This window comes from Streptomyces sp. NBC_01013, assembly GCF_045162765.1.
Taxonomy (GTDB): Bacteria; Actinomycetota; Actinomycetes; order Streptomycetales; family Streptomycetaceae; genus Streptomyces.
In genome coordinates this window covers 7,761,319-7,788,271 of the sequence record NZ_CP108687.1, presented here as the reverse complement: position 1 = coordinate 7,788,271, position 26,953 = coordinate 7,761,319, and the positions used below count along the sequence as shown (strand labels likewise).

At 69.1% G+C, this 26,953-nt stretch carries 21 protein-coding genes and 1 pseudogene; 11 read left to right on the top strand and 11 right to left on the bottom strand.

Annotation, left to right across the window (positions count from 1 at the left end; genetic code table 11):
• Positions 1–10: 10 nt before the first annotated feature.
• Positions 11–844: a class II glutamine amidotransferase gene (locus tag OG538_RS33785; RefSeq protein ID WP_406099377.1), complete on the bottom strand. Its 834-nt coding sequence runs from the start codon at positions 842–844 to the stop codon at positions 11–13.
• 567 nt (positions 845–1,411) lie between these two features.
• Here OG538_RS33785 and OG538_RS33780 point away from each other — a divergent pair.
• Together OG538_RS33780 and OG538_RS33775 are read left to right on the top strand one after the other, a co-directional pair.
• On the top strand, positions 1,412–1,774 hold the full coding sequence (locus tag OG538_RS33780) for a MarR family winged helix-turn-helix transcriptional regulator (protein WP_406099376.1): 363 nt from the start codon (positions 1,412–1,414) through the stop codon (positions 1,772–1,774).
• A gap of 241 nt (positions 1,775–2,015) precedes the next feature.
• Positions 2,016–3,506: an MFS transporter gene (locus tag OG538_RS33775; RefSeq protein WP_406099374.1), complete on the top strand. Its 1,491-nt coding sequence runs from the start codon at positions 2,016–2,018 to the stop codon at positions 3,504–3,506.
• Positions 3,507–3,690: 184 nt separating this feature from the next.
• Here OG538_RS33775 and OG538_RS33770 read toward each other — a convergent pair whose 3' ends face one another.
• A complete protein-coding gene (locus OG538_RS33770) occupies positions 3,691–4,167 on the bottom strand; it encodes a DUF5133 domain-containing protein (protein WP_406099372.1) in 477 nt (158 codons plus the stop codon).
• Between the two features lie 600 nt (positions 4,168–4,767).
• On the opposite strand from OG538_RS33770, the gene OG538_RS33765 reads away from it, so the two are divergent.
• Positions 4,768–5,553, top strand: a complete 786-nt coding sequence (locus OG538_RS33765) for a VOC family protein (protein ID WP_406099370.1) — start codon at positions 4,768–4,770, stop codon at positions 5,551–5,553.
• A gap of 141 nt (positions 5,554–5,694) precedes the next feature.
• On the opposite strand, the gene OG538_RS33760 is transcribed toward OG538_RS33765, so the two are convergent.
• Positions 5,695–7,182 carry a SulP family inorganic anion transporter gene (locus OG538_RS33760; protein WP_406099368.1) on the bottom strand — a complete coding sequence of 496 codons (1,488 nt, stop codon included), beginning with the start codon at positions 7,180–7,182 and terminating at the stop codon, positions 5,695–5,697.
• A 412-nt stretch (positions 7,183–7,594) separates the two neighbouring features.
• Between OG538_RS33760 and OG538_RS33755 the strand changes: the two are divergent.
• Positions 7,595–7,999 (top strand): annotated as a pseudogene (locus OG538_RS33755) (MerR family transcriptional regulator); the annotation flags it as partial.
• Positions 8,000–8,185: 186 nt separating this feature from the next.
• On the opposite strand, the gene OG538_RS33750 reads toward OG538_RS33755, so the two are convergent.
• Positions 8,186–9,043 carry a ribonuclease activity regulator RraA gene (locus OG538_RS33750; RefSeq protein ID WP_406099366.1) on the bottom strand — a complete coding sequence of 286 codons (858 nt, stop codon included), beginning with the start codon at positions 9,041–9,043 and terminating at the stop codon, positions 8,186–8,188.
• A gap of 109 nt (positions 9,044–9,152) precedes the next feature.
• On the opposite strand from OG538_RS33750, the gene OG538_RS33745 reads away from it, so the two are divergent.
• The 5 genes from OG538_RS33745 to OG538_RS33725 all read left to right on the top strand — a co-directional run bounded on the left by OG538_RS33745 (position 9,153) and on the right by OG538_RS33725 (position 15,910).
• Complete coding sequence (locus OG538_RS33745) at positions 9,153–10,430, top strand: alpha-L-fucosidase (protein ID WP_406099364.1); 1,278 nt, start codon at positions 9,153–9,155, stop codon at positions 10,428–10,430.
• Positions 10,431–10,787: 357 nt separating this feature from the next.
• Entirely contained in the window at positions 10,788–12,032 is a 1,245-nt protein-coding gene (locus tag OG538_RS33740) for an ABC transporter substrate-binding protein (protein ID WP_406099362.1), read from the top strand.
• Positions 12,011–12,937: a carbohydrate ABC transporter permease gene (locus OG538_RS33735; protein WP_406099360.1), complete on the top strand. Its 927-nt coding sequence runs from the start codon at positions 12,011–12,013 to the stop codon at positions 12,935–12,937. The genes OG538_RS33740 and OG538_RS33735 overlap by 22 nt, the downstream gene beginning before the upstream one ends.
• A 13-nt stretch (positions 12,938–12,950) precedes the next feature.
• Positions 12,951–13,862, top strand: coding sequence for a carbohydrate ABC transporter permease (locus OG538_RS33730; RefSeq protein WP_406099359.1), 912 nt, complete (start codon positions 12,951–12,953; stop codon positions 13,860–13,862).
• A 56-nt stretch (positions 13,863–13,918) separates the two neighbouring features.
• Positions 13,919–15,910, top strand: a complete 1,992-nt coding sequence (locus tag OG538_RS33725) for a right-handed parallel beta-helix repeat-containing protein (protein ID WP_406099357.1) — start codon at positions 13,919–13,921, stop codon at positions 15,908–15,910.
• A gap of 63 nt (positions 15,911–15,973) precedes the next feature.
• On the opposite strand, the gene OG538_RS33720 is transcribed toward OG538_RS33725, so the two are convergent.
• The 3 genes from OG538_RS33720 to OG538_RS33710 all read right to left on the bottom strand — a co-directional run bounded on the left by OG538_RS33720 (position 15,974) and on the right by OG538_RS33710 (position 18,820).
• Entirely contained in the window at positions 15,974–16,741 is a 768-nt protein-coding gene (locus tag OG538_RS33720; RefSeq protein WP_406099355.1) for a GntR family transcriptional regulator, read from the bottom strand.
• Positions 16,742–16,809: 68 nt separating this feature from the next.
• Complete coding sequence (locus tag OG538_RS33715) at positions 16,810–17,796, bottom strand: acetylxylan esterase (protein ID WP_406099353.1); 987 nt, start codon at positions 17,794–17,796, stop codon at positions 16,810–16,812.
• A 106-nt stretch (positions 17,797–17,902) separates the two neighbouring features.
• On the bottom strand, positions 17,903–18,820 hold the full coding sequence (locus OG538_RS33710; RefSeq protein ID WP_406099352.1) for an amidohydrolase family protein: 918 nt from the start codon (positions 18,818–18,820) through the stop codon (positions 17,903–17,905).
• Positions 18,821–18,876: 56 nt separating this feature from the next.
• On the opposite strand from OG538_RS33710, the gene OG538_RS33705 reads away from it, so the two are divergent.
• Together OG538_RS33705 and OG538_RS33700 are read left to right on the top strand one after the other, a co-directional pair.
• A complete protein-coding gene (locus OG538_RS33705) occupies positions 18,877–20,796 on the top strand; it encodes a hypothetical protein (RefSeq protein WP_406099350.1) in 1,920 nt (639 codons plus the stop codon).
• Entirely contained in the window at positions 20,793–21,746 is a 954-nt protein-coding gene (locus OG538_RS33700; protein ID WP_406099349.1) for an aldo/keto reductase, read from the top strand. Before OG538_RS33705 ends, OG538_RS33700 begins: the two co-directional genes overlap by 4 nt.
• 244 nt (positions 21,747–21,990) lie before the next feature.
• Here OG538_RS33700 and rhaS read toward each other — a convergent pair whose 3' ends face one another.
• The 4 genes from rhaS to OG538_RS33680 form a co-directional block, all read right to left on the bottom strand.
• A complete protein-coding gene (rhaS, locus tag OG538_RS33695) occupies positions 21,991–23,079 on the bottom strand; it encodes a rhamnose ABC transporter substrate-binding protein (protein WP_406099348.1) in 1,089 nt (362 codons plus the stop codon).
• 135 nt (positions 23,080–23,214) lie between these two features.
• Positions 23,215–24,264, bottom strand: coding sequence for an ABC transporter permease (locus OG538_RS33690; protein WP_406099347.1), 1,050 nt, complete (start codon positions 24,262–24,264; stop codon positions 23,215–23,217).
• On the bottom strand, positions 24,257–25,312 hold the full coding sequence (locus OG538_RS33685; RefSeq protein ID WP_406099345.1) for an ABC transporter permease: 1,056 nt from the start codon (positions 25,310–25,312) through the stop codon (positions 24,257–24,259). The genes OG538_RS33690 and OG538_RS33685 overlap by 8 nt, the downstream gene beginning before the upstream one ends.
• Positions 25,309–26,838: a sugar ABC transporter ATP-binding protein gene (locus OG538_RS33680; RefSeq protein ID WP_406099344.1), complete on the bottom strand. Its 1,530-nt coding sequence runs from the start codon at positions 26,836–26,838 to the stop codon at positions 25,309–25,311. Before OG538_RS33680 ends, OG538_RS33685 begins: the two co-directional genes overlap by 4 nt.
• Positions 26,839–26,953: the final 115 nt, after the last annotated feature.

Genomic DNA, 26,953 nt, shown 5'->3' with positions numbered 1-26,953 from the left:
GGAACAGGCCCTAGACGGGTTCGGGCACGAACGGCAGGAAGTCGTCCGTGCCCGGCTGGATGACTCCGTAGCTGCTCTCCGGCACCTCGTCCCACTCACCGGGCAGGCCGCCCAGCGGCTCCGAGACCACCAGCCGGGTGCCCTCGGACACCCCCCTCAGGAACTCCTGGCCCGGGTGCAGGGCCCGTACGGTCTCGGCCCCCGCGCTGCAGTACAGCGATCTGGACGCGCGCAGACTCGAGTAGCGGAAGGCCCAGAGCCGTTCGCCGTCGGAAACCGCCACCGTCATCTGGAGCGGATACTCCACTCCTGCCTCGTGCCCGAGGCGTTCGATCAATCCGGCCATGCGCGCCACGGCGCCCGGCACGTCCTGGTCGAGACCGAAGGTGATCGCGAGGTAGAACATCACCTCCGAGTCCGTGGATCCCTCCAGCGCGGCGAACAACGCCGGGTCCACGGCGAGCGAGAGGGAGCGCCGCAGGCGGTGGAAGTCGGTCACGGCTCCGTTGTGCATCCACATCCAGCGCCCGCGCCGGAAGGGGTGGCAGTTGGTCTGCTGAATCGCCGAGCCCGTGGACGCCCGCACATGCGCGAAGAACAGCGGCGAGCGTATGTGGTCGGCGAGCTCCCGCAGATTGCGGTCGTTCCAGGCTGGGCCAGTGTCCCGGATGACCGCCGGTGTGTCCCTCTCGGAGCCGTACCACCCTACGCCGTATCCGTCACCGTTGGTCGTCTCCACACCCATGCGCGAGTGCAGGCTCTGATCGATGAGCGAGTGCTCCGGCTTGTAGAGAAGATCAGCGAGCACGACACTGGTGCCGGAATAGGCCAGCCATCTGCACATGAGCGGCGCCCCTTCCCGATGATGGGCGTGCAGCGACGTTCCCGGCGCACCGAGGCCGCGTAATCGGCCTCCGCGCGTCCGGCTGTCGTTGTTCTGACCACGCTACCGACTCGGTACAGCAGTCGCGCGGCTGCCGACCGCTCGGAAGGCGTGCCCCTCGCCGTCGAGCGAGCTCGCATCCCGGTGTTCCTGGCGCGACAGCCCTCCGTCCATGCCGCCCGGTGTTCCCGGCGCGACACAGCCATCCGTCCATGCCGCCAGGTGTGTTCATGAGGCAGGGGAGTCGTGGGCGGGCAGAGGTCAGTACTCATTCCCGGACGACGTCGGCCCGACCGGCTGTCGGACGGCGCCGAGCCGGAGAGAACTGAACCGGACGACCCTCAAACACGCCGGGTCCCTGCAGTGACGAGTGCGGAGCTCGGGTTCGCAGAGTTACATAAAACATTCATATAAACGCTGTATGCTTTTGGTATGAGCCGTCAAGGCGCCGCTCGTGGCGCTTCCACTGCGATCGGGTCAGCCCTCTACGGGCTGGCCACCAGGGCCGTGAGGCGTCTTCCGCGGGACATGAGCCTCACGTCCGCTGCCACCCTGGCCACCCTGGACAGCACCGGCCCGCGCCGGGTCACCGATCTGGCCGCGATCGAGGGTGTCACCCAGCCCGCGATGACCGTCCTGGTCCGGGTGATGGAGGAATCAGGGCTGGTCGAGCGGAGAGGCGACGCGTCCGACAAGCGGGTCACTCTGGTGTGCCTGACCGAGGCCGGCGCGTCTTACGTCCGGGCCCGACGCCGGGCGGGCGTCCGCGCCTATGCGGGGTTGATCGACGAACTCACCGACGACGAGGCCGAGGCCCTGGTGGCGGCGCTTCCGGCGCTGAGGCATCTGGCAGCGCTCGACAGCCAAGATCGAGAAGGGCCGAAGCAGTGACGGGGTACTCACTCGACGGGGCCGCTGCGCACTCCGACGGTGGCTCCGCCCGGATGCGGGAGACGGCCGTCGGGACCACCGGGCCCGCCCCGGTGACGATCAAGGCGTTACCGGCCTTCGGGATGCTGCTCGGCAACAGCCCCGCGCTTCAGGTCGCGGAGCCGGACGAGCCGTGGGCGCGAACGGTCCGGACTGGCATACGTCCTTGCCTGTTCGAGCGGGTCACGGCCGGGACCAGCCGATGACCACGAACCGGGAGCGCTCGGAGGCGAAGCTGCTGGTCCCCTCCCTGATGTTCGTCGCCCTCGTCGTGGCGGCCGTCGCCAGTCTCGGGACGCCGCTCATCACCAGCGTGGCGACGACGTTCCACGTCTCACTCGACAGCGCGCAGTGGACGCTGACCATCGCGCTGCTGAGCGGTGCCGTCGCCACACCCGTGCTCGGCCGGCTCGGAGCCGGTCCACACCGCCGGGCCACGATTCTCGCCACGCTGGCGGTCGTTGTCGCCGGCAGTGCGCTCACCGTGCTCCCGCTGCCGTTCGGCTGGCTGCTGATCGGCAGGGCGGCACAGGGCGTCGGGCTCGGTCTGACCCCGCTGATGATGGGCGTGGCCCGCGACCATCTTCCCGAGGACCGCAGCGCGGCCACGATCGCCCTGATATCGGTGGTCTCGGTCATCGGGGCCGGCGTCGGGTACCCGATCGCCGGGCTGCTCGCCCAGTACGGCGGAGTGCGGGCCGCCTACGGCCTCGGTCTGTGCGTCACCACTGGCGCCTTCCTGACCGCGTGGCGCTCCATACCCGAAGCTCCGGAAGGCCGCTCCGGCCACGTGGACGTGGCGGGCGCGCTCGTCCTGGCGGGTGGACTGTTCCTCGTCCTGTTCCTCGCAAGCGAGACGAGTCTCTGGAGCCATCATCTCGCCGTGGCGGCGGGTCTCGCCATCGCCGCCGTGCTCCTGCTCTGCGCCTGGACCGCCTTCGAGCTGCGCAGCAGGACGCCGCTGATCGATGTCCGGGCAGTGCGGCATCCGGCGGTCGCCGGGGCGAACATCGCCATGTTCGTGGGCGGGATCGGCATGTACCTCCTGCTTACGCTGATCACCCGGTATGCGCAGACGCCGCGCAGCGCCGGCTACGGCTTCGGGCTGACCACCTTGGTCGCGGGGTTGGTCCTCGTTCCGTTCTCCGTGCTGGGGTTCGTCGCCGGCAAGCTCACGCCCCGGATTCGGATGCGGATCGCCGCGCCCTCGCTCCTGGCCGGCAGCGCCGTGGTCGTCGGCTGCGGATTCGTCCTCTTCGCGGCGGCCCGGTCGAACCTCGCCGAACTGTTCGTGGCCATGGGCGTGCTGGGCTTCGGTGTCGGCAGCTTCTCGGCAGCCATGCCCGGCGTCATCCTGGCCGCCACCCCCAAGAGTGAGACGTCGAGTGCCATGAGCTTCAACTACGTCGTCCGCAGCGTCGGGTACTCCCTGGGCAGTGCCATCGGCGGCCTGGTCCTGGCCGCGGGCACGAAGACCGGCCACCTCTTCCCGAGCGACGGCGCCTACACCACGGCAGCGCTGGTCGGCGTCGCCGCGATGGCGATCACGACGATGACCGGCCTCGCCCTCGCCCGCCAACGCTCGGCCGAGAACAACCCGACCGCAGCCGCGACCGGCGCGCCGAGCCAGGGCAGATCCGGCTCACCGGAGGGGCGGACCGGGCAAGACCGGAAAAGGGCAGCCGACACGTAGGTACGCATCACACCAGTACGACGCGGGGGTGGGAGGGGTGACTGCCCGGGGCCGGTCTCTGCGGATCGCCGGCAGAACGGAGCTCGCGGCCCTGTGCGACGGCTCGCCCCTTCCGCGGGCGCGGCGGCCGAGGGCGGGCCGGAGCGGTGATCCACCAAGGACTGCCCCTGGTCCGCCGAACCGGCTAAGGACTGGTGAGGTGCTGTTCCGCCGCCAGCACCGCATCGTGCACGCCGGTTCTGCCCAGCAGCACGCACAACGTGTACGCGGCGTCGTCCAGTGCCTGCCTCGCCCGCATGTCGGACGGCGCAGCGGTCAGCCGGGACTGGCAGTCACGGAACTCCGCCAGAACCTCCGCGGTCCGGGCATGGCTCGGCATCAGTCCGATGCAGGCGGTGCGGGGCGACACGGTGCGGGCCGTGGCGACGGCCCGGTGCAGCGCTCGCTCCACGCGCGTCGGCATCGGGACGCCGCGTGAGTCGGCGGCCATGGCCGCAGCCACCTCGGCCGACGTGATGCCCGCCGCCTTCGCCGCGGCCGCCAGTACCCGCCGGGCATCCCGAGCCGAGCACGGAGTCACCGCCATGACCGTGCCGACCGCCCATGCCGCCCTGGGCTCGTCGATGGGGGGCTGTGCAGCGGAGAGCTCAGTCTCGGGCAAGGGGCTTGTGTCGCCGGTCTCAGAGGTGCGGGGAACGCGAGCAGACATCATCAGGGCCATTTCTCGACAAGACGACGAAGGGAATTCGGCGACGACCGTCAGGCACATGCCGGTCTTCGCCCACCCCCGTGTGCTCATCCGAAACATGACATCCGGAACGCAAGTGCGCCCCTGGGCCAAGCCGCTCGGGTGACCGCCCCGGTCCGGCACCGGACATCCCGGCGCCGCTTCGTGCCCCGCATGAGGAATGTGCGGTGTCCGGGGCGCGGCCTGGGTGCGCAGCCCTGCGGCCATGTGCACAGTTGAAGTGGACAGGAGGCGGTCGGGCCGCTGCGGCAACGAAGGCGAGGACGGCCCGGGGGCCCTCAGTGCGCCGCCTCCGCCCCTGCCGCTGTCATTGGGCCGGGAAGGTGAGAACCGGGTCCGGTGCCGCGCAAGGCGTCCGCCCGGGTACACCTGGGACTGGTTGGCTCGGTCCGCACGCTCCATGCGCGGACGTGGCGCCGAGGACATTCCGGCTCGGCCGCGACGCCACCGCCGAGCGGCCGACGGGTCGCAGCCGGATAGCCGGATGTCACCTTCCACCATGAGGAGTTCTCGATGCCGGCCCTCGGAACGACAATGCCGGTGACCGGCGCACCCTGCTGGGTGAGCCTTGTGACGCCCGATCCTCACGCGGCCCGGTCGTTCTACGCGCAGGTGATGGGGTGGGAATTCCTCGACAGCTCCCTCGGAAGCGACTTCTCGCTCGCCGTGGCGGACGGCGAACCCGTCGCAGGGTTGGGGTACTGCCACGACAGTGGCCTGGCCTCGCGCTGGACGCCGTACTTCGCCGTGGCCGACGCCGACGAGACGGCCGACCGTGTGAGGGAGCGCGGGGCAACCCTCGCTGTCGGGCCCGCGCGGCTGGGGGGAGGGCGTGCCGCCCTCGCCGCAGACCGCGACGGAGCCGCTTTCGGCTTCTGGGAGGGGCCGGCCCTCGCCTGGGCGGTGGGACAGGGCAGCGCGCCCGCTCGTCTGGATCTCATGACGCGTCATGCCTTCGAAGCGGCGATCTTCTACGCCGAGGTCTTCGACTGGACGAAGCCGAGCGGGGGCTGCACGGTGGACTACGCACAGGACCACGTCGTGGTCCAGGTGGCCGGACACACCGTCGCCACCTTGTGGGGTGGAAGCGTCGAATCCGCCCCGGACCCGAAGATGCGGCCGAGGTGGGTAGTGGACTTCCACGTGGCGGACAGCCGGGCCACCGCGGCGGCGGCTGTCGTGGCGGGAGGCGAGGCCTCGCCCTCCCCTCCGCCACCGGGCTGTTCGAAGGACGCCTACATCATCCGTGACCCCAGTGGCGCGCTCTTCACCGTCTCGGGCCGCCCCGGCGGGCCGTGACGCCGCGGCTCCCGGCTGCACCTCACCCGCGGCAGGCGAAGGGCTCCGGCGGCTCCCATGCTCGTCGCAGCGCGGCGCTGGGCGCGGCGACGGCCGCCGGCCCCGCCTCGCCCCAGCGACGGGACAGCCCCGGGCGGGGGGTCAGTGGCTGGTGAGTTCTCCGGTGAGCTTTCCGTGGAGATCGGCACTGGGCGCGTTGAGGCCGATGATCTCGACGGTCTTGCCGCGCTGGGCGTACTTGGTCTCGATGGCATCGAGGGCGGCCACGGAAGAAGCGTCCCAGATGTGGGCGGCAGACAGGTCGATGACCACCCGGTGGGGGTCGCCGGCGTAGTCGAACCTGCCGACGAGGTCGTTGGAAGAGGCGAAGAACAGCTCGCCGTGCACGGAGTACACCACGCCGGCGCCGTCGGGGTCGGTGACCGCGGTGACGTCGGCGAGGCGGGCGACGCGCTTGGCGAAGATGACCATCGCGGTGAGGGAACCGACGACGACACCGATGGCGAGATTGTGCGTGGCGACCACCACAGCCACGGTGACGACCATGACGGCGATCTCACCCGCGGGCATCCGCTTGAGGGTCTTGGGGGCGATGGAGTGCCAGTCGAAGGTCGCGAACGACACCATGACCATGACGGCGACCAGGGCTGCCATGGGGATGTCGGAGACCACCGGCCCGAAGACGATGCACAGCACCATCAGGAAGGAACCGGCGAGGAACGTGGAAAGGCGGGTGCGGGCGCCGGAGACCTTCACGTTGATCATCGTCTGGCCGATCATCGCGCAGCCGCCCATGCCGCCGAAGAACCCGGTGACGATGTTGGCGACGCCCTGACCGATGGACTCACGGGTCTTGGACGAATGGGTGTCGGTGATCTCGTCGACCAGTTTGGCGGTCATCAGCGACTCCATCAGCCCGACCAGCGCCATCGCGAGTGCGTAGGGGGCGATCGTGGTCAGGGTGTCCAGGGTGAACGGAACGTCCGGCAGGCCGGGCACCGGCAGCGACGACGGGAGAGCGCCCTTGTCGCCCACGGTCGGCACCGCGATCCCCGCCGCAACCGTGATGACGGTGAGGATGACGATGGAGACCAACGGGGCCGGGATGACCCTGGTGATCCTCGGGAAGAACACCATCAGTGCCAGGCCGCCGATGATCATCGGGTACACCGCCCAGGGGACGTCGTGCATCTCGGGCACCTGCGCCATGAAGATCAGGATCGCCAGAGCGTTGACGAAGCCGACCATCACCGATCGGGGCACGAACCGCATGAGCTTCGCCACGCCCAGCGCGCCGAGCGCGACCTGGAAGATCCCGGCCAGGATGACAGCGGCGACCAGGTAACCCAGGCCGTGTTCCCGGTTCAACGGTGCGATCACGAGTGCGACGGCACCCGTGGCGGCCGAGATCATGGCACGACGGCCCCCCACGACCGAGATGACCACAGCCATGGTGAACGAGGCGAACAGGCCGATCGCCGGATCGACGCCCGCGATGATCGAGAACGAGATGGCCTCGGGGATCAGCGCGAGGCCGACCACGAGACCGGCCAGAGCCTCGGTACGCCAGACCTTCGGGTCGGACAGCCAGTCGGGCTTCATACCGCGCAGAGCAGCGGCGGGCGTCATGACGGAAGAAGACAAGGAGGTGAGTACCTGTCGTGTCGGGCAGACCCCGCTGACAGGCCGGGGGCATGCGGAAAAGGCGCGGAGGGCCGGGCCGGCACCCCGCGGGCGGCCCCGACGGGCCGGAGCCAGAGGGGCAGGGACGGAGCGCGGGCACGGGGCCGGGAAGCTCACGTCCGGGGGCGAGAAGTCACGGCGGGCAGGTGGCGGCCGTCAGCACCGCGGGCTCACGCACGCTCGCTCCTGCAGGACATCGGATCTTCGCCGGGGGCGCCATCGGCCCCGGAACGGAAGGCATGGGCAGACAGGCCGCCCCCACCAACGGCAACTCTACCCTAACGTTAGAGTAGAGGTGTGGGTCGCCATCGGGCAGCATGCGGCCCGCCACGAGGAGAAGGACACAGGGCTACCGGGCGTGGACGACAAGCACATGCAGATCGGCGAGGTCGCCGCGCGGACCGAGCTGTCCCTGCGCACCATTCGCCATTACGAGGAGACGGGGCTCGTCGTCCCTTCCGCCCGCTCCCAGGGAGGCTTTCGGCTCTATACCGAGAGCGATGTCCAGCGGCTCATGGTCATCCGCCGGATGAAGCCGCTCGGTTTCACCCTTGATCAGATGCGTGACCTGCTCGATGCGACGGACCGGCTCGACGCGGGCGAGGACCTGGACGCCGGCGAACGCCAGGGCCTGCTGGACCGCGTACGGGAGTACGAGCACGCCGCCGCGGAACAGGTCACCAGGCTCCGCATCCAGCTCTCCCGGGCCGAGGACCTCGTGGGCGCCCTGCGTGCGCGCCTGCCCCGGGAGACCCCGCCCTCGCCTTCGACGCGGCAACGCCCGACCACGGGTGAGAGCTCCCAGGCCAGCGACCGGCGCACCGCCGGCGACCGTCCGGCCGACTGCGAGCTCGGGACGTGACATGGACCGGCCGGCGTGAGCCGTGGAAGCCGCTCGCGTCCGGGGCGCCGTCCAGCCGGTCCGCCGCGGACATGTCGGTTCCGCGGTTCAGGTGGCGGACCGGCTCGCCAGGTACTCCGTCATGCTCTCACCGGTGAGCGGGTAGTAGTCCGACAGCAGCCCGCCCTCGTCGAGGCGGCGGCGGGCGAACGCCTCCCTGTCCTGATGGAGGAGGGAGTCCTCAGCGAGCGGGATCGCGTTCCGCTGCGGTACGACGACGGCGCCGTCCTCGTCGGCGACGATCAGGTCGCCGGGCGTCACCAGAGTGCCGCCGACACCGACAGGCACGTTGAAGGCCGACGGGAACAGGTCGGTCTGCGAGGCATAGTGCGGGGTGACGCCGGTGCACCAGATGGGCACCCCGAGCGCGCGCACCCGGGCCGCGTCCCGCACCCGTCCGTCCACCACGATCCCGGCTCCGCCGCGCAGTTTGAAATAGCGCACGAGCATGTCGCCGAGGCAACCGGTGAAGTGACTGCCATGGGCCGAGATGACCAGCACGTCACCGGGCCGGATGGATTCGAGGACCCCCCACAGCGGGGTCTTGCGCTCGATGTCCTCCTGCTCCGCGCCGTTGAAGACGTCTTCCCGCTGCGGCAGGAACTGCAGCGTCACGGCGCCGCCGGTGACCTTGACGTCCGGCTCGCGGTGCAGCGGCACCGGACCGTCGATGAACGTCCGGGTGATGCCCACCTGATGCAGCTTCGCGCAGGCCGTCGCCGCGCTCACATCCTTGAGCGCGTCCACCATCTGCGGGGTTGGCCGTAGGTAGGTGGAGGTGTGGACCGGGGCTCGCACCGCTTCGTAGGCCGGACTCGCCTCCGTCCCGCTGATGCGGCAGTCCCCTGTCGACTTGATGAGGGTCCCCTCCGCCGACGCCGCTTCCTGGTCCGCAATCGGGTGCATGCACGTGCCTCTCCGCGCGCTCGTCGCACGCAACGCCAGTGACATCATCGCCTATCGATGGTAGATAACAGCCAATCGATTAGTGCTGTCAATGCGTCAGGAGGCTTCCATGAGTGGTGCCGCTACAGATTCCGCCGACACCACCGACTCCACCGGATGGTTCGAGGCGGCACGCTTCGGACTCTTCGTCCACTTCGGCCTGTACAGCCTCGCTGCGCGTCACGAGTGGGTACGGAGCCGGGAGGCCATGTCCCAGCAGGAATACGACCGTTACCTGCACCGCTTCGATCCCGACCTGTTCGATGCCCGTCAACTCGCGTGCACAACACGGGAGTCGGGCATGCGGTACGCGGTCCTGACGGCCAAGCACCACGACGGCTTCTGCCTGTTCGACTCGGCGCTGACCGACTACACCTCGGTGCGTGCGACAGGCCGCGACCTGGTCCGCGAGTTCGTGGACGCGATGCGCGCAGAGGGGCTGCGTGTCGGGCTGTACTACTCACTGCTCGACTGGCAGCATCCCGACTTCACGCTCGACGAGCACCACCCCCTGCGAGGAACCGAGGCGCAGCGGAAGACCCGCGACATGGAGCGCTACCGGGCTTACATGGAGGGGCAGATACGCGAACTCCTGACGGAGTACGGCCGGATCGACACCCTCTTCTTCGACTTCACCTATCCGGAGAAGGGCCCCGAGGCCTGGGGGGCGGAGCGGCTCCTGGCCGTCGTGAAGGAGCTGCAGCCGGACATCCTCGTCAACGACCGGCTCGGCATACCCGGCGACTACGTCACACCCGAGCAGTACCAGCCCGACCGGCCGCTGGAGCGCGGTGGCGAGCGGGTGGTGTGGGAGGCCTGCCACACGCTCAACGGCTCGTGGGGGTACGACCGCGACAACCACGACTACAAGGACCCCGCGCTCCTCGTCCGGATGCTGGTGCAGTCCGTCGCATGCGGCGGCAACCTCATCCTGAACGTCGGGCCCAACGGCCGCGGCGCCCTGGACCCCACAGCCCACTCCACGCTCCGGGCGATCGGTGAGTGGACCGACCTGCACGCGCGATCCGTGCGCGACGCGGGGCCCAGCACGTTCGAGCCGCCCTCGCAGGGCCTGTACACCCAGTCCGGCAACCGCCTCTATCTGCACCTGCCGGCGTGGCCGCTCACACACCTTCACCTTCCCGGCCTGGCCGGGCGCGTGCACTACGCCCAGCTCCTGCATGACGGTTCCGAGATCCGCTTCCACGAGGCGGACGGCGCGCGTCACGAACACAACAACCTCGCGCCGCCGAGCCAGCCGGCGGGGACCCTGACCCTGACCCTGCCGATCGCCCGGCCCGATGTACTGCTCCCGGTGATCGAACTGGAGCTGGTCGAGGAGGAGTGAACCTCGCAGGGAGGTGGGGCCGGTACCGGGACGCGCTCCACGAACTCCGGCCCGGTGCAACCGAGATGAACACCGCCACCGGAGGGCGCAGCCGGACCGAACGCGACGGCCAGAACGCTGAGGTTGTTGCGGCAGCACCCTTGAAGAAGCAACGAGCCGGCTTTAGCATCAACAATCGATAGACGATAGGTGTGATGGAGGCGAAGGCCCCGCCCCGCCTCCATCACCTCACACACTCCTGCGGGCGGCAGGCACCTCGACCGCCCGCAGCCCCCTCCCGCCACCGCTCCCCCAGGAACGCCGCGGGCCGACGAACAGCTATCGATTATTCACGACTACGCAACGGAGCGTGTCCCGATGAAAGCAATGTGGCGCCGCACCTGCGGGCTCGCCGTGGCTCCCCTGGTGATGGCATCGGCCGTCGCCTGCGGGGGCGGGTCCGACCAGGCCTCGGAGGGCACGACCCTCCGCGTCATCGTGAACATCACCCCGAACCTGACGGAGAAGTACTGGAACGATCTCTTCGCCGCGTACGAGAAAGCTCACCCCGGCGTGACGGTCAAGCTCGAACTGACCGGCACCATCTCGGCGGACGCGAAGCTGAGGCAGGACCTGGCAGCCGGCGATCCGCCGGATGTCGCCCAGCAGATCACGCCCACCGCCGAGACCGCTTCACTCTTCACCGACCTGTCCGATCAGCCCTGGACCGCCAAGACCCCGCTGACCGACCAGTACGCCATCGACGGCAAGCACTACGTGGTCGGTGTGGGTGAGCAGATCCAGTCGCTCGTCTTCTACAACAAGGCCGCCTTCGAGAAGGCAGGACTCGACCCGGCAGAGATACGGACGATGGATCAGTTCACTTCTGCCATGGCACAGTTGAAGAAGGCGGGCTACGAGCCGCTGCAGACTGCAGGTCAGTGGGTCACGGGGGCGCAGTTCTCGATGATGGCCGATGCGGGTGTGCTGACCGCCGACCCCGAGTGGACGGTCAAGCGCACCAGCGGCAAGGCCTCCTTCGCGAAGAGCGGCTACCTGCCCTACCTCAACCGCTACAAGAGCTGGATCGACGAGGGCTACCTGGAGAAGAGCGCCCTCGGTCTCACGTACGCGGACGGCCAGACGGCCTTCCTGAACGGCAAGTCCGCGATGTACATCATGGGATCGTTCTTCGTTCCCGCTGCCGACGCCGCCAAGAAGAGCGACGACATCGGTGTGTTCACCATGCCGACCGACGGCGCCCACCCGTCGGGCCAGTTCGGCAACATCTCGAACCCGTACGTCGTGGTCAACAAGTCGCGCCACAAGGCCGAGGCGATCAAGTTCGTGAAGTGGGCCACCACCGACCCGGAGGCCATCAAGAGCCAGCTCGCCTCCGACGGCAACCTGCGCGAGGGCTTCACGTACCCGATGTCCAGTCTCGGCACCTCCGTGCAGCAGATTCTGGACAAGGCGCCGTCGGTGCTCGTGAAGTCCGGTGCGAGCCAGCCGATCGCAGGCTTCAGCGACGAGCTCAACAAGCAGATCCAGTCCCTGTACACAGGCTCGTCCCCCGCGGACGCAGCCGACGGATTGGACAAGTGGTGGAACTCGCAGAGTTGAAGGCGGGGCTGAACCATCGGGCGCGGCGCCGGGCCCGGCTGTGGGAGTCGGCCGTTTCCCTCGGAATGATGGGGCCTGCCGTCCTCCTCTATACGGTGATGACCGTCGTGCCGGTGGGAGTCGCGGTCTATCTCAGCCTGACCGACTGGGACGGCTTCTCCACCGCCACGTTCACCGGTCTCGACAACTACAAGCACCTTTTCGACGACCCGAGTTCGTCGGACGCCTGGTATGTGACCGCACTGGTCGCGGCGGCCGGCACGGTTCTCATGGTGGGCCTGGGACTCGTGTACGCACTTGCGCTCAAGGGCCGTTCGCGTGCGAACTCCTTCTTCCGGGCCGTCGCCTATTTTCCGCACGTCATCAGCGCTCTGATCCTCGGGTACCTGTGGGCCGCGATCCTGGGTACCAACGGCGCCATCAACAACACACTCGCCAAGTTCGGAGTCGAGCCCCTCGGGTTCCTCTTCGACGAGCAGTTCGCGCTGGTCTCGCTGATCGCCGTGATCGTGTGGGCCGGGTTCGGCTTCAACGTCGTCCTGTTCGTGGCCGCCCTGCAGACGGTCCCCGCCGAGCTGCTCGAGGCTGCGGCGATCGATGGCGCCTCCACACGGCAGATCAATCTGCGCATCGTGATCCCCATGATCGCTCCCGTGGTGACCGTGGCGACGGTGCTGAACCTCGTGGGCCTCATCCGGGCCTACGACATCGTGGTCAGCCTCACCGGCGGCGGTCCGGCCGGGTCGACGCAGACATTCACCTACCTCATTCTCGCCCGGTCCTTCGAGGGCACCAAGGTCGGATACGCGACCGCGCAGGCGGTGTTCCTGATGGTGGTGTCCGCAGTGCTCGCCCTCCTGGTGACCGCGCTGCGCAACCGCCAGGACCAAGCAGCGACACGTTAGTCAGGAGCCGTTGGTGGTCGTACTGGAAGCAGAGGTCCGCGACAGGTCGAAGACCGCGCCGGCCAAGCGTGGCGAACCGCGCGACCCGGAGCGCAAGGAGCGCCGATCGCCTGTGCGGTGGGCCCTGCTCGGTGTGCTCTTCTTCGTCATGATCGTGCCGATGTACCTGCTCGTGGTGAACGCCTTCAAGTCGCAGCAGGACATCCTCGACAACCCCTTCTCCATCCCGCTGGGCGGTCTGACGTTCGAGCACATGTCAGCCGCGATCAGCAGCCCGCAGTTCAACGTCATCGACGGTTACGGCTTCACGCTGTTCCTCGTCGTGCTCGTCGACGTGCTGTGCATCCTGCTCGCGGGTCCCGCCGCGTACGCGATCGCGCGCAGCCTCAAGCGGCGTACGCAGCTGGTCCTGCTGTACTTCCTGGCCGGCACCTTCATCCCCGGCGCCGCGGTGATCATCCCGGTGATCTACGTGCTGCGCGAGATCGGCCTGGCCAACACCGTGACCGGCCTGGTCGCGCACGATGTGGCCTCCACGCTGCCGGTGAGCATCTTCCTGTTCGTCGGCTTCATCCGCACCATCCCGGTGGACATCGACAACGCGGCGACGATCGACGGCGCGGGCCGCTACCGGACGTTCTGGTCCATCATCTTCCCGCTGATGCGTCCCGCGGTCGTCACCGTGCTCATCCTCAACTCGATCGGCATCTGGAACGACTTCATCTCCCCGCAAATCCTGCTCAGCCCGTCCTCCGGGCACTACACGGTCACCACGGCGGTCTACGCCGGCATCAGCCAGTACTCGACCGACCTGACGAAGGTGTTCCCCAACCTTCTGCTCGCCATCGCGCCCGTCGTCATCTTCTTCATCTACATGCAGCGCCACATCATCAGCGGTCTCACCGTGGGCGCCGTGAAGGGCTGACCGGGCTCGTCATTCCCCGTCCGGCACAGAGCCGGGAGTAGAGAAAGGACCACCGAGTGCTGAGAAGTCGCAAACCACGGTCCCGCACGGGACCGTGGTCCGCAGCCGCCCTGCTCGCGTCGTTGGCCATGGTGGCGGTCGGCCACCCCGCCGCCGCTCATCCCGTCAAGTCACAGGCTGGAACGACCTATTACGTGGCTCCGTCCGGCCATGACCAGGCGGACGGGAAGAGCGACAAGTCCCCGTTCCGGCACATCCAGAAGTGCGCCGACGTGATGGTGCCGGGCGATACATGCCTGGTCCTGTCCGGCACTTACGAGGAGACCGTGGTGCCGGCACGTTCCGGCAACGCCGAACTGCCCATCACCTACCGCGCCGCGCCGGGCGCGACGGTGACGGTGAGCGGTGCGTCGAGGATCGGCGGCTTCGCGCCGGTCACCGCCGACGACGTCACCGAGATCGCCGCGACCGACCCGTTCGCCGCGGACTCACAGTTCAGCCAGGCGGTGGCCGACGGGCACATATACAGCGCGAACGTCGACCTCGGCCAGGACGTGACCACCGTGCAGGTGTTCACGGACAAGAGGATGGGCGTCGAGGCCCAGTGGCCCTATCCCGGGCTCGACCTCCTCGCACCCACACTCCAGTACGCCGGTGGGGGCAGTGCGGACGCCACCGTCGCCGACGCGGATCTGACCCGCCCGGCCGGGTACTGGGACGGCGCGCGCGCCCTCACCGGTTACTGGTACGTCTCGGCCACCACCACGGTCAAGAGCTCCGCCGTCGGCTCGGTGACGCTGGACGCGGCACCGCCGTGCGTCCACAAGGTCGTGCCGAAGGAGACCCGCTACGCCCTCTCCGGGAAGATCGGCGAACTCGCCCACCCGGGCGAGTGGTTCTACGATCCGGCCGCAAAGCGCCTGTACGTGTACGGCACCGACGACCCGGGCACCCACACCGTCGAGGCGAAGCGGCGCACCCTCGGCTTCGACCTGACCAACGCCTCCCACACGACGATCGACGGTATCGGTCTGTTCGCCACCACCATCACGACGGGCCCCTCCAGCACGGGCGTCACTCTGGACGGCATCAACGGCCAGTACCTCTCGCACTACACGGACATCACCCGGGGCGCGACCGACTGCGGCAGTACGGTGACGCGGGGTGTCGGCGACAGCGGCATCGTCCTCGACGGCACCTCCAACAAGGTCGTGAACAGCGACCTCTCACTGAGCGCCGGAAACGGCATCGCGCTGCGCGGACAGAACAACACCGCTACGGACAACGTGATCCACGACGTCGACTACATGGGCACCTACGCGGCGGGCGTCGCCGTACAGGGCAACAGCCAGACGGTCACGCACAACACGATCTCCCGGGTCGGCCGCAGCGGTATCAACCTGCAGTGGAACGAGGTCGCCGGCCTCACCCCGGGCAAGGACCTGATCGCGTACAACGACATCTCCGGGTACGCCCGGCTGAGCCTCGACGTCGCCGCGATCTACACCTGTTGCAGCGCCTGGATGATGGGCACGTCCATCGACCACAACGTGCTGCACGACCCGGCGCCGGCCACGGTCTCCACCACGTTCGGCATCTCGGGGGTCTACGCGGACAACGGCCAGAGCGATCTCGTGATCGCGAACAACGTGGGCTGGGGCAACCGCGAGGGGACGGTGATGCTCAACGGCCTGGGGACCGGATCGCACGACAACGGCGTCTACAACAACACCGGCGGAATGACGCTGTTCTACGTGAAGGAACCGGGACAGTCCACCGGAACCAGGATCTACAACAACCTCGGAATGATCCGGGGCCTGAGCGGGGCCACCGACGGTGGACTCGTCATCTCCAACAACCTCCCCGCGGAGACCGATCCGCTGTTCGTCGACGCGACGAACCACGACTACCGGCTCACTGCCGGCTCCCCCGCACGCAATCAGGCGATCGCGCTGCCGGGGATCAACGACGGCTCCACGGATGCGGCCCCCAGCCTGGGCGCCTACCAGTTCGGCGCACCCCGGTGGGCAGCGGGCGCCCGCCGGTAGAGCGCACGCGACACAACCCTGGGCCCGATCCGGATGCTCCGGATCGGGCCCAGGATCATGTGCTCAGTCCGATGTCGGCGCAGTCTTCCTGGAAGTCGTCCGTTTCGCCGCGGCGGCCTTCTTGCGCGGCTGCTTCGTCTCCCGGGCATCGGGAACGGGCCCGCGCCCGGCGGCGTGGTCGGCGAACGCCTGGGCCGCTTTGGCGGGCTCCCTGGATCGCAACAGACCGACCAGGCGCCCGTGTTCGTCAGCCATCGCGCGCCGGTCACCGTCGAACAGCGGGTCGGAGATGGCGCGCAGCGTGCGCAGACTCGGCTCGATGACCTCCCACATGCGGGCGAGGAAGGGATTCCCGGCGAACTGGCTGACGAGCGTATGGAACTCGATGTCGGCGTCGCGGAAACTGCTGACGTCGTTCGTCCCGACCGCCTGGTGCATCCGCTCGACCTGCGCGTCGAGCTCGGCGAGCTGCTCCTCCGTGATGTGCTCCGCAGCCAGTTGCGCGGCCAGGCTCTCCAGCGGCTCGCGCACCTGCCGGGCGTACTCCGCGTCCTGCGAGGAGATCTCGACGACGAAGTGGCCGCGTCGCGGTACGTGCATGAACAGGCCCTCACGGGCCAGCCTCTTGACCGCCTCGCGCACCGGGGCCTGGCTCACGCCGAGCCGCCGCGCGATCTCGGATTCGACCACGCGGTCGTTCGGCGCCAGGTCACCCTCGACGACCGCCTGGCGGAGCAGCTCGTACACCTGGTCCGAGATCAGGGTCTTGCGGAACCGGTCCTTGTTGGTGGCCAGCGTGGAGACGAACCCACCGGACGCATTTGATGCCATGAATTCCCAATCCTGCATTGGGGCACGTCAGTTGCGACATAATACGCGCCCGTCTTCTCTCGGTGGAGTCACACCGCGGTTTGCAGCTGATCGGCCAGCCACTTCAATTTGACTACCTCATGAGCGGGCCCGCCGCCTTCGTGGTCATTAAACGGATAGACCCGTATCTGCTTGTCGGACCGAGCCTCATCCTGTCGGCCGCCGTAGTGGTTGAACGCCGCGTACACCGTGGACGGCGGGCAGATGCGGTCCATCAGCGCGACCGAGAACAGCGTCGGCGCATTCGCCCGCCGGGCCAGAGTGGCACCGTCGAAGTAGGACATGGTGCGGGTCACCGTGCCCGCGTGCTCCCGGTGCCGCTTCACGAACCTGGTGACCTCGTCGTACGGCGGCATGTCGGTGATCGTCGTCGCGCGCGGGAAGTGGCACAGGAACGGCACGTCCGGCATGACGGCCACGAGGTCGGGGACGAGTCCCGCTGCGGCCAGCGCGATGCCTCCTCCCTGGCTGGTGCCGGTGACCACGACGCGGGTCGCATCGACGTCCGGGTGGGTGCGCACGGCGGCTACGGCACGCACCGCGTCGGTGTACAGGCGCCGGTAGTAGTAGCGTCGCGGATCGAGCACGCCGCGGGTGAGGAAGCCCGGGGACGCGATGTCGCCCGTCGCCGGGTCGGGGTCGGGAGTCTCCGCGCCCTGCCCGCGGGTGTCCATGACGAAGTGCGCGTAGCCCGCGTCCGCCCACAGCCGCACTTCGTGCGGCGCCCCCCGGCCGGTGCCGTAGCCCAGGTACTCGACCACGACCGGCAGTGGTCCGGTGCGGGTCACCGGCAGGTGGAACCAGCCGCGCACGGGGTGGCCGCCGTATCCGGCGAAGGTCACGTCGAAGGTGTCGATCGTGACGAGTCCGTTGGGTACGGGCTCGAACCTGGCGGCGAGGCCGAAGCCCTCCTGCTGCGCAAGCGTCTCCCGCCAGAAGGCGTCGAAGTCATCCGGCTCGGGGAGAGCCGGGCGATAGCGCTCCAGTTCGTCCAGGGGAAAGTCGAATTGTGCCATGAGCATCTCCGCGGAGGTCGGGACCGACTCTCGGCGAGGTGGAGTCGGTCGCTGATCATCGCCTATCGATCATCGAGGGAATCGAAGCAGGGGCGTTCGAGCACTGTCAACCACGAGGGCGGTCACGTCCGAGTCCGTACACACGGACCGCGGTCGAGTGCAGAACGCGTTCGCGCTGGCCGGCCGTCAGGTGCTCCAGTCCCGCCCGGGACGCCGCGAGCGAGTCGGCACGCGAGCCGCGGGGCAGGCAGATCGGCCAGTCGGAGCCGACGAGGCAGCGGTCCGGGCCGAGCGTGTCCACCACATGTCTCACCATGTGTGCGATGCGCCGCTGCGGGGTCCCGTACTGCTGGGTGAGCAGCCCGGAGACCTTCACCACCACGTTCGGACGGGCCGCGGCGCTCTCGACATCGCGATACCACTCCCCCGCCGCCGGCGTGCGGGGGTCCGGAGGATTACCCAGGTGATCCACGACGACGGCCAGCCCGGGGTGCCTTTGCCCGATGTGGGCCGCCGCCGTCAACGCCCCCCGGTGCAGGTTGAGATCGAGCGCCAGACCCGTTTCGGCGAGTACGGGGACGAGAGCGCGGGCCGGCGCGGGCGTGGCCGTCCACGAGGTTCCGCCGATCCGCATCCCGTGAGGGCGCGAGCCGCCCCACTCGTCCAGGAGAGCCCGGAACACGTCCGGCCCGTCCTCCCCGTGGACGTGCAGATTGGCCACGTACCCGGCGATCAGGTCCGGGCGGCGCAAGCGCAGTTCGCGCAGGGCCCGTGTCTCGCCGACGTCACCGCGCGACGCCTCGACCAGCACCGCGCCACTCAACTCCATTCCCTCGCCTGCCTGTTCCAACTCCGCTTCGCCAAAGGCGTGATGATGTTCACTCCCGGGCCTGATCCACGGGAATCCCTGAGCGGGATCCCACAGGTGGACGTGGCAGTCGATCACGGCGGGGCTCCTTCTCGGGGCGTGCGGGGCGGCTTCCGAGTATTGACACGTCGGCTCTCCGCCGGTGAGTCTAACCATCGGCTATCGATGGGCGATTATTCAATACTTACGTCACGAGGGAGCAGGTGTTCTCGATGCTCAGGCCTGAGCGGACCGGCACACACACAGGGGCCGAGGCCCACGGACCTCTACTGACCGCGACCCGGAGCGGCACCGATGTCCCCCGGTGGGCGGCTCTGGAGAGGCAGTTGTTCGCCGTCCAGAACGAGGCGTGGCGGCTGTTCGCCGACCGCTACACGGAAGGGGACGGCCGCCTCGTCTTCCGCGACACGCTCGGGCGGGGGCTGGACGGCCGGGACGGCGTGGACGACTTCTACGAACCCTTCTTCAACTGGCCGACGCTGTATCTGCTCGGAGGCAGTGCGGACCTGCTGACAGCCGCCCGGCGGCACTGGGGCGGGGTCACCGCGCAACTCACCGAGATGGGCATGCTCACCGACGGTCTGGAGCGTGGCTACGACTGGTTCCACCAGGGCGAGGGCCTGCTGCTCTTCTACGGCCTGTGCCTCGCGGATCCGGACGACAAGGAGCTGCGCGAACTCGCCCTCCGTTTCGCCGACTTCTACCTTCCCGGCGGTCCCAACTACGACCCCGAGCACCGGGTCGTGCGAGCTCCGCACAACGGGTCGCAGGGGCCGCGTTTCGGCTTCAGCGACGAGGAGCCGTACTTCCCGTGGAGCCTGGCCCTGCGTCCGTACGGCATGCCACTGGACGGGGTCGACGACCTCGCGTCGTTCGACGACCTGGCGGCATCACCCGACCGAGCGCGCGCCTACGGCCGTGCGATGTGGGACCGGATGGGGCGCGGCGACACGATCGCGAACCTGGCCGCCACCGGCCTCGCGGCCCAGGCCTTCCTCCTCAGCGGTGAGCAGCGCTACGCGGACTGGGTAGCCGAGTACGTCGGCGTGTGGCAGGAGCGGCTCGCGGGGCGCGATGTCGTACCCGACAACGCGGGCCTGAGCGGCGTGGTGGGCGAGTACCTGGACGGCCGCTGGTACGGCGGCCACTACGGTTGGTCCTGGCCCCACGGCCTGTCCCCCGTCGGCAGTGCCGCCATCATCGGCGCGGCCAACGCCACCCTTCTCACCGGGGACCAGGGCTTCCTGGACCTCGCCCGCAACCCCCTCGACGCCGTACTGTCCCACGCGGAACAGCGCGGCGCCGGCGAGATGGGAACGCTCGGTGAACGCTGGGAGCCGCACCTGCGCGCGATGACGGCGGAGCGCACACTCATGGTCCCGCAGCGGCACAACGACTCCGGGTGGTTCGACTTCACCGTGATGCCCGGACAACTCCCCGTCTCACTCTGGCACTTCAGCCGCGACGAGGCCGACCGTGACCGGATCGAGCGGCTGCGCTCCGCGTCCCGGTGGGACTGGGCCGCCGTGCACACCCAGCGCATCAAGGACGAGGCAGGCCATGAGGAGCCCTGGTACGAGTTCCTCCAGGGGCGGAACCCGCAGTACCCCGAGCGGATCCTGCGCAGCGCCCTGGCCAGCTGCGCGGAGCGGGTGGCGGCCATCGAGAGCGACGCCCTCGATCCGTCGACCGGCCCGGATGCGCTGGACATCCACCACTGGCAACACCTCAATCCCGTGGTGACGGAAGCCCTGTTGCAGCTGACCACCGGTTCCCCGCAGGTCCTGTACAACGGCGGACTCGTCCACCTGCACGTGCGCTACCACGACGCGGATGCCCGCCGTCCCGGCCTGCCGCCGGACGTTGCCGCGCTCGTCTCGGACATCCGCCCGGACCACACGGTGGTGGAGCTGGTCAACCTCGGCGGCACCGCACGCTCCCTGCTGGTGCAGGCAGGTTCCTTCGCCGAGCACCACGTCGGCACCGTCCGCGTGGACGACGGCCCCGAGCATCCGGTCGACGGACCGTACTGCCGCGTCGGCCTTCCCGGGCACTCGCGGATCCGGCTCACCCTGACCATGACGCTGCGCGCGGGCCGGGCGGTCTGTGCCTCACCGTGGGAGACGGCATGACCGACCGACCGGCAGCGAACCGGCTGCCCTTCACCCTGCCCCGTCTCGGTCTGGGCACGGCTCCGCTGGGCGGGCTCTTCGAGGCCGTCAGCGACGAGGACGCCGCCTCGACCCTCAAGGCGGCGACCGAGGCCGGGATGACGTACTTCGACACCGCGCCCCGCTACGGGCACGGTCTCGCCGAGCAGCGCCTGGGCCGTCTCCTGGCTCCCTCCGGTGCCACCGCCCCCGTGGTCTCCACCAAGACGGGCTGGCTGCTGCGCCCCCGGCCGGACGGCTCCCCCGGTGAGGTGATCACCGACTGGACGGAGCGCGGCATCCGGGAGTCCCTGGAGTCGAGCCTGACCCGGCTGGGCCGCTCCTGCGTCGACATCCTGTATCTGCACGACCCGGACGACTACCCGGACGAGATCCGGCGCACGGCATATCCCGCGGTGCGCCGGCTGCGCGACGAAGGTCTGATCAGATCCATCGGGTTCGGGATGAACCACAGCGGGCCGCTCGCCTCGTACGTGGCGGAGTTCGAGGTCGACGTCGTACTGATCGCGGGCCGCCTCACCCTCCTCGATCACGAGGCGCTCACCGCCCTGCTGCCGCTGTGCGCCAGGACGGGTACCTCGGTGGTCGTCGGCGGTGTCTTCAACACCGGCCTGCTGGCCGACCCGTCCCCCGGCTCCATGTTCCATTACCGTCCGGCTCCTGTGGAGGTGCTGGAGCGGGCCCGGCAGTGCCGGGCCCTGTGCGACGCGTACGAGGTTCCGATCCACGCCGCCGCGATCCAGTTCCCTCTGCTGCACCGGGCCGTCGACTCGGTCGTCCTCGGCTGTCGCTCCGCGGCCGAGGTGAAGGCGAACGCGGCCGCCGCCCGCTTCCCGATCCCGGACGAGCTCTGGCAGCGACTCGCGAAGGCCGGGTTCGTGCCCGAGCAGTTGCTGGACGCCCGCGCCTGATGACGCCGGAAGGCCGCGGTCTGCATGCAGGCCGTGGCCTTTCGACGGCTCCTGCCGCAGGTCCGGTCCGACGCGGAGGGTGGTCGCTAGGCCTGCTCGGTACGAGGGGGCGTGGCCGCGCGCCGGAGGGCGCCCAGGATTCCGGCCATAAGGAGATCGGTGCGGTTCCGGGCGGGACCGGCCGGTCCCCGACGGCACCCATGGAAGCCTCGCCGCTACGCGGCGCCTCCCGTGTTCGTGGGACTCAGAACCTGAACTGATCGATGTTCGCCCCGTCGAAGACGGTCGGCTTGCCGAGCGAGACGACACCGTCCTTGCCGATGGTGAAGGACCCCAGGCCGCCGGCCTCGAAGGTCTCCCCCTCGGCGCCGCTGATCTGACCGGATTCCAGCGCGACGGCGGTGTGGGCGGCGAGGGCGCCGAGCTTGGCCGGGTCCCACAGCTCGAAGGACTCGACGGTCCCGTTCTTGACGTAGGCACGCATGTCGTTCGGGGTTCCGAGACCGGTCAGCCTGACCTTGCCCTTGTACTTGGAGCCGGACAGGTACTGGGCGGCCGCCTTGATGCCGACGGTGGTCGGGGAGACGATCCCCTTCAGGTCGGGGTGTTCCTGAAGCAGGCCCTGCGTTTGCTGGAAGGACTTCTGGGCGTCGTCGTCGCCGTATGCGGTCTTGACGAGCTTGATGTCCTTGTACGCGGGCTTCCTCAGCTCGTCCTTCATGAAGTCGATCCAGGTGTTCTGGTTGGTGGCCGTCTGGGCCGCCGAGAGGATCGCGATCTCGCCCTTGCCCCCGATCTGCTTCGACAGCAGCTGGATCTGGGTGCGGCCGAGGTCCTCGGCACTGGCCTGGGAGACGAAGACCTGGCGGCAGTCCCTCTGCGTGTCCGAGTCGTACGTGACGACGCTGACGCCGTTCTTCATCGCCTGCTTCAGCGACGTGCACAGGGCGCCCGGGTCCTGCGCGGAGACGGCGATGGCGTCGACCCGCTGCTGGGTGAGGGTGTTGACGTACGAGACCTGCCCGGACGTGTCGGTGCCGCTGCTGGTACCGACCTCCTTGTACGTGGAGCCGAGCTGTCCCAGGGCCTTCTTACCCCCGTTGTCCGACGTGGTGAAGTAGGGGTTGTTGACCTGCTTGGGCAGGAAGGCGACCGTGAGGCCCTTCTTGGTGGCCTTGTCCGGGTCGGCCTTGCCGGTGGCGGTGGCCGGGCCGGCCGCCTTGTTCGCGGAGTCCTTGGTGGTGCCCGAGCAGGCGGTGGCGCCGAGGGCGAGGACGGCGGTGACTGCGAGGGCTGCGGTTGGCCGGACGCTTCGGGCGGTGGAGCCGAACATGACGAATTCCTTTCGCTGCCGGGGACGGCAGGGGCTGGCGGGCGGATGCCCGGACGGTGACGGAAGGGGCGCAGGGTGGGTGCGGCTCCACGTGATGCCGCGTGGGGAGTGGGCGGGCCGGGTGACGGCAGGGCGTCAGTAGGAGTCGGTCTGCGGCGAGGCCCCGGCGGAGGTTCTCCTCCGGGCCCGGGCTCCGCCGAGCTGCCGGCCGACGCGGGGAACGAGGACCGAGATCACCAGCAGGACACCGGTGACCACGATCTGGGACTGGGCGGACACATTGACCAGGCTCATGACGTTCTGCAGGGTGCCCAGCAGCAGCACGCCCGCGACGGCTCCGCCCAGGGTTCCCTTGCCTCCGTCGAAGTCGATGCCACCCAGCAGCACCGCGGCGATGACGGCCAGTTCGAGGCCGGTGGCATTGTCGTAGCGGGCACTCGCGTAGTGCAGTGCCCAGAGGACGCCGGCGAGTGCGGAGATCACGCCGGTGGTCACGAACACGGAGAGCTTGAGCCGCTTGACGCGAATGCCCGAGAACCGGGCCGTCTCCTCGCCGGCGCCGATGGCGAACAGGGAGCGGCCGATCCGTGTGGCGTGGAGCACCACGCCGGCCACGGCCAGCAGCACGGTGAAGGGGATGACCGCGTACGGGATGAAGGTGTCGCCGATGCGCCCTGCGCCGAAGTCGAGGTACTGGGCGGGGAAGTCGGTGACGGAGTCGGAGCCGAGGACGATCTGCGCGATGCCGCGGTAGGCGGCCATGGTGCCGATGGTCACGGCGAGCGAGGGCAGTCCGAGTCGGGTGACGAGCAGTCCGTTGATCAGTCCGCAGACCACGCCGAGCAGCAGGCACAGCGGGATGATCGTCTCGATGGTCATGCCGGCGTTCCACAGCGCGCCCATCACCGCTCCGGACAGTCCGGCCGTGGAGCCGACGGAGAGGTCGACCTCTCCGCAGACCACCAGCATGGTCATGGGCAGGGCGATCAGGGCGATCGGCAGGGTGTTGCCGATCAGGAAAGAGAGGTTCAGCGCGTTGCCGAAGTTGTCGACGAAGGAGAACGAACAGATCAGGAGGGTCAGCAGCAGAGCGCCGACTGCGGTGTCCCAGCGGATCGCTCCCGCGAGGCGGGCGAGGGCCGGTGGCTGAGCAGCGGGGGACGTCGGCTCGGTGATGTCAGGCATGGCGGGCGCTCCTCATCCGTGCGGCCTTCTTGCGCAGCGCCGCGGCCACCCGCAGGGCCAGGACCCGGTCGGCGGCGATGGCGAGCAGCAGCAGGACGCCGTTGATCGCGGTGACCCAGACGGAGCTGACGCCGATGGCCGGGAGCACACTGTTGATGGAAGTGAGCAGGAGGGCGCCGAGGGCGGCGCCGTACACGGTTCCGGAGCCTCCCGTGAAGGCGACGCCGCCGACGACGACGGCGCTGACCACCGTGAGTTCGTATCCGCTGCCGGTGGCGGAGTCGACGTTGCCGAAGCGGGCGAGGTAGAGGGCTCCGGCGAGTCCGGCGAGGGCACCGCAGAGCACGTAGGCCGTCATGATCCGGGCCCGGACGGAAATGCCCGCGAGGCGGGCGGCTTCGGGGCTGGAGCCGAGGGCGTAGAGGTCGCGTCCGCTGGGGTAACTGCGCAGGTAGTAGGCGACAGCAGCCAGGACGGCGAGGGCGAGCAGGGCGAGGTAGGGAAGTACCCGGATTCCGTCATGGCCGAAGTCGACGAAGGAGGCGGGCAGCGCGTCGGCCGTGATCTGACGGGAGCCGACCCAGATGGAGTCGATGCCGCGGACGATGTAGAGCGTTCCGAGGGTGACGACGAGTGCGGGGACCTTGCCCAGGCTCACCAGGGCTCCGTTGAGAACACCGAAGAGCGCACCGAGGCCGACGGCGAGCAGAAGCGCGATCAGGGGGTTCCCGCCGTCCCGGAGGTAGATCCCGGCAGCGAAGGCGGAGATCCCGAGGACGGAGCCGACCGAGAGGTCCACGTTGCGGGTGATCACCACCACCGCCTGGCCGACCGCGACCAGGACCAGAATGGTCGCGTTCAGCAGCAGGTCCTTGATGCCCTGCTCGGACAGGAACTGGGAGTTGGAGAGCTGGGTCGCGCCGAGCATCACGACGAGAACGAGGGCCACGGCCAGTTCGCGGGCCTTGAACACCGTGTCGACGAGTCGTCGCGAGGTGACGGACTCGGGTGCGGGTTTTGGCCGCACCGGGTCAGCGGTCATGGTCATGCCGCGCTCCTCCCTCGGCCGGCACGGCCGGTCGCCGCCGCCATCACCGTCTCCTCGGTCGCCTCGGACCGGGGTATCTCGGCGGCCAGCCTTCCTTCGTGCATCACGAGCACCCGGTCGGCCATGCCGAGGATCTCCGGTAGGTCGGAGGAGATCATCAACACCGCGACCCCCTCCGCGGCCAGCGAGGACAGAAGCCGGTGCACTTCAGCCTTGGTGCCGACGTCGATCCCGCGGGTCGGCTCGTCGACGATCAGCACCTGCGGGGAGGTCGCCAGCCACTTCGCAAGGACCACCTTTTGCTGATTGCCACCGGAGAGCGTGCCGACGACGTCCGCGAGCCTGGCGTACTTGACCTGGAGTCTGACCGCCCAGTCCACCGCGCGACTTCGTTCGGCGGCGCGATTCATCAGGCCGCCGCGTGTGGCCGTGGCGAAGCCGGTGAGGCCGATGTTCCGCTCGATGGACATGTCCATCACCAGGCCCTGGGCCCGGCGGTCCTCGGGTACGAGGGCGAGGCCGGCGGCCATCGCCACGCTCGGGGCCCCGGGTCGCAGCTTCTGGCCGAGGACTTCGACTTCACCCCCGTCGGGCCGGTCGACGCCGAACACGGCGCGGGCCACTTCGCTGCGGCCGGCTCCGACCAGGCCCGCGAGCCCGACGATCTCGCCGCGTCGGACGTCGAAGGAGACGTCCGTGAAGACACCTTCACGGGTCAACCGACGCACGTCGAGGGCAACTTCGCCGATATCCGCGCCCTGCTTCGGGTACAGCTCCCCCAGGTCGCGGCCGACCATGCGCCGTACGAGGTCGTCCTCGCTCAGCTGGTCGAGGGGCTCGCTGGAGATCAGGGCCCCGTCGCGCAAGGTGGTGACACGTCGGCACAGAGCGAAGATCTCCTCCAGGCGGTGCGAGATGAACAGCACTGCCGCCCCCTGCGCACGCAGTGCCCTGACGACGCCGAACAGGCGGGCGACCTCGGCGCCGGTGAGCGCGGCGGTCGGCTCGTCCATGATCAGGACGCGGGCGTCGAAGGAGAGCGCCTTGGCGATCTCGACCAACTGCTGGTCGGCGATCGACAGTCCACGCGCCGGCTGGTCGGGGCCGAGGGCGACGCCGAGGCGCTCGAACAGATCAGCCGCGGCCCGCGTGATGGCACGGTGGTCCACCCGGCCGAGGGAGCGCCTCGGCCGGCGGCCCACGAAGATGTTCTCCGCGACGGACAGGTCCGGGAAGAGCGTCGGCTCCTGATAGATCACGGCGACACCCGCATCGCGGGCATCGGCCGGGCCGTGGAACTCGACGGGCTTGCCGTCCAGCAGGACCGTGCCCGTATCGGGGCGGTGCACACCGGCGAGCGCCTTGATCAGGGTCGACTTTCCGGCGCCGTTCTCGCCGGCAAGGGCGTGGGCCTCTCCGGCGTACAACCGCAGGGATACGTCGCGCAACGCCCGGACGGCACCGAAGGACTTGCTCACCCCCTCCAGCGCGAGTACCGGGGTCGTCTCCGGTTCGGGGTGCGTCATGGGCATTCTCCCGTGCTTGTACCGAAAAGAGGGCCTGGCATGAAATGTTTCAGTGGAGTTTCCGGAAGCTAGCCCCGCTTCCATGAACACGTCAAGGGGGCGTTGCGGGCCGGGT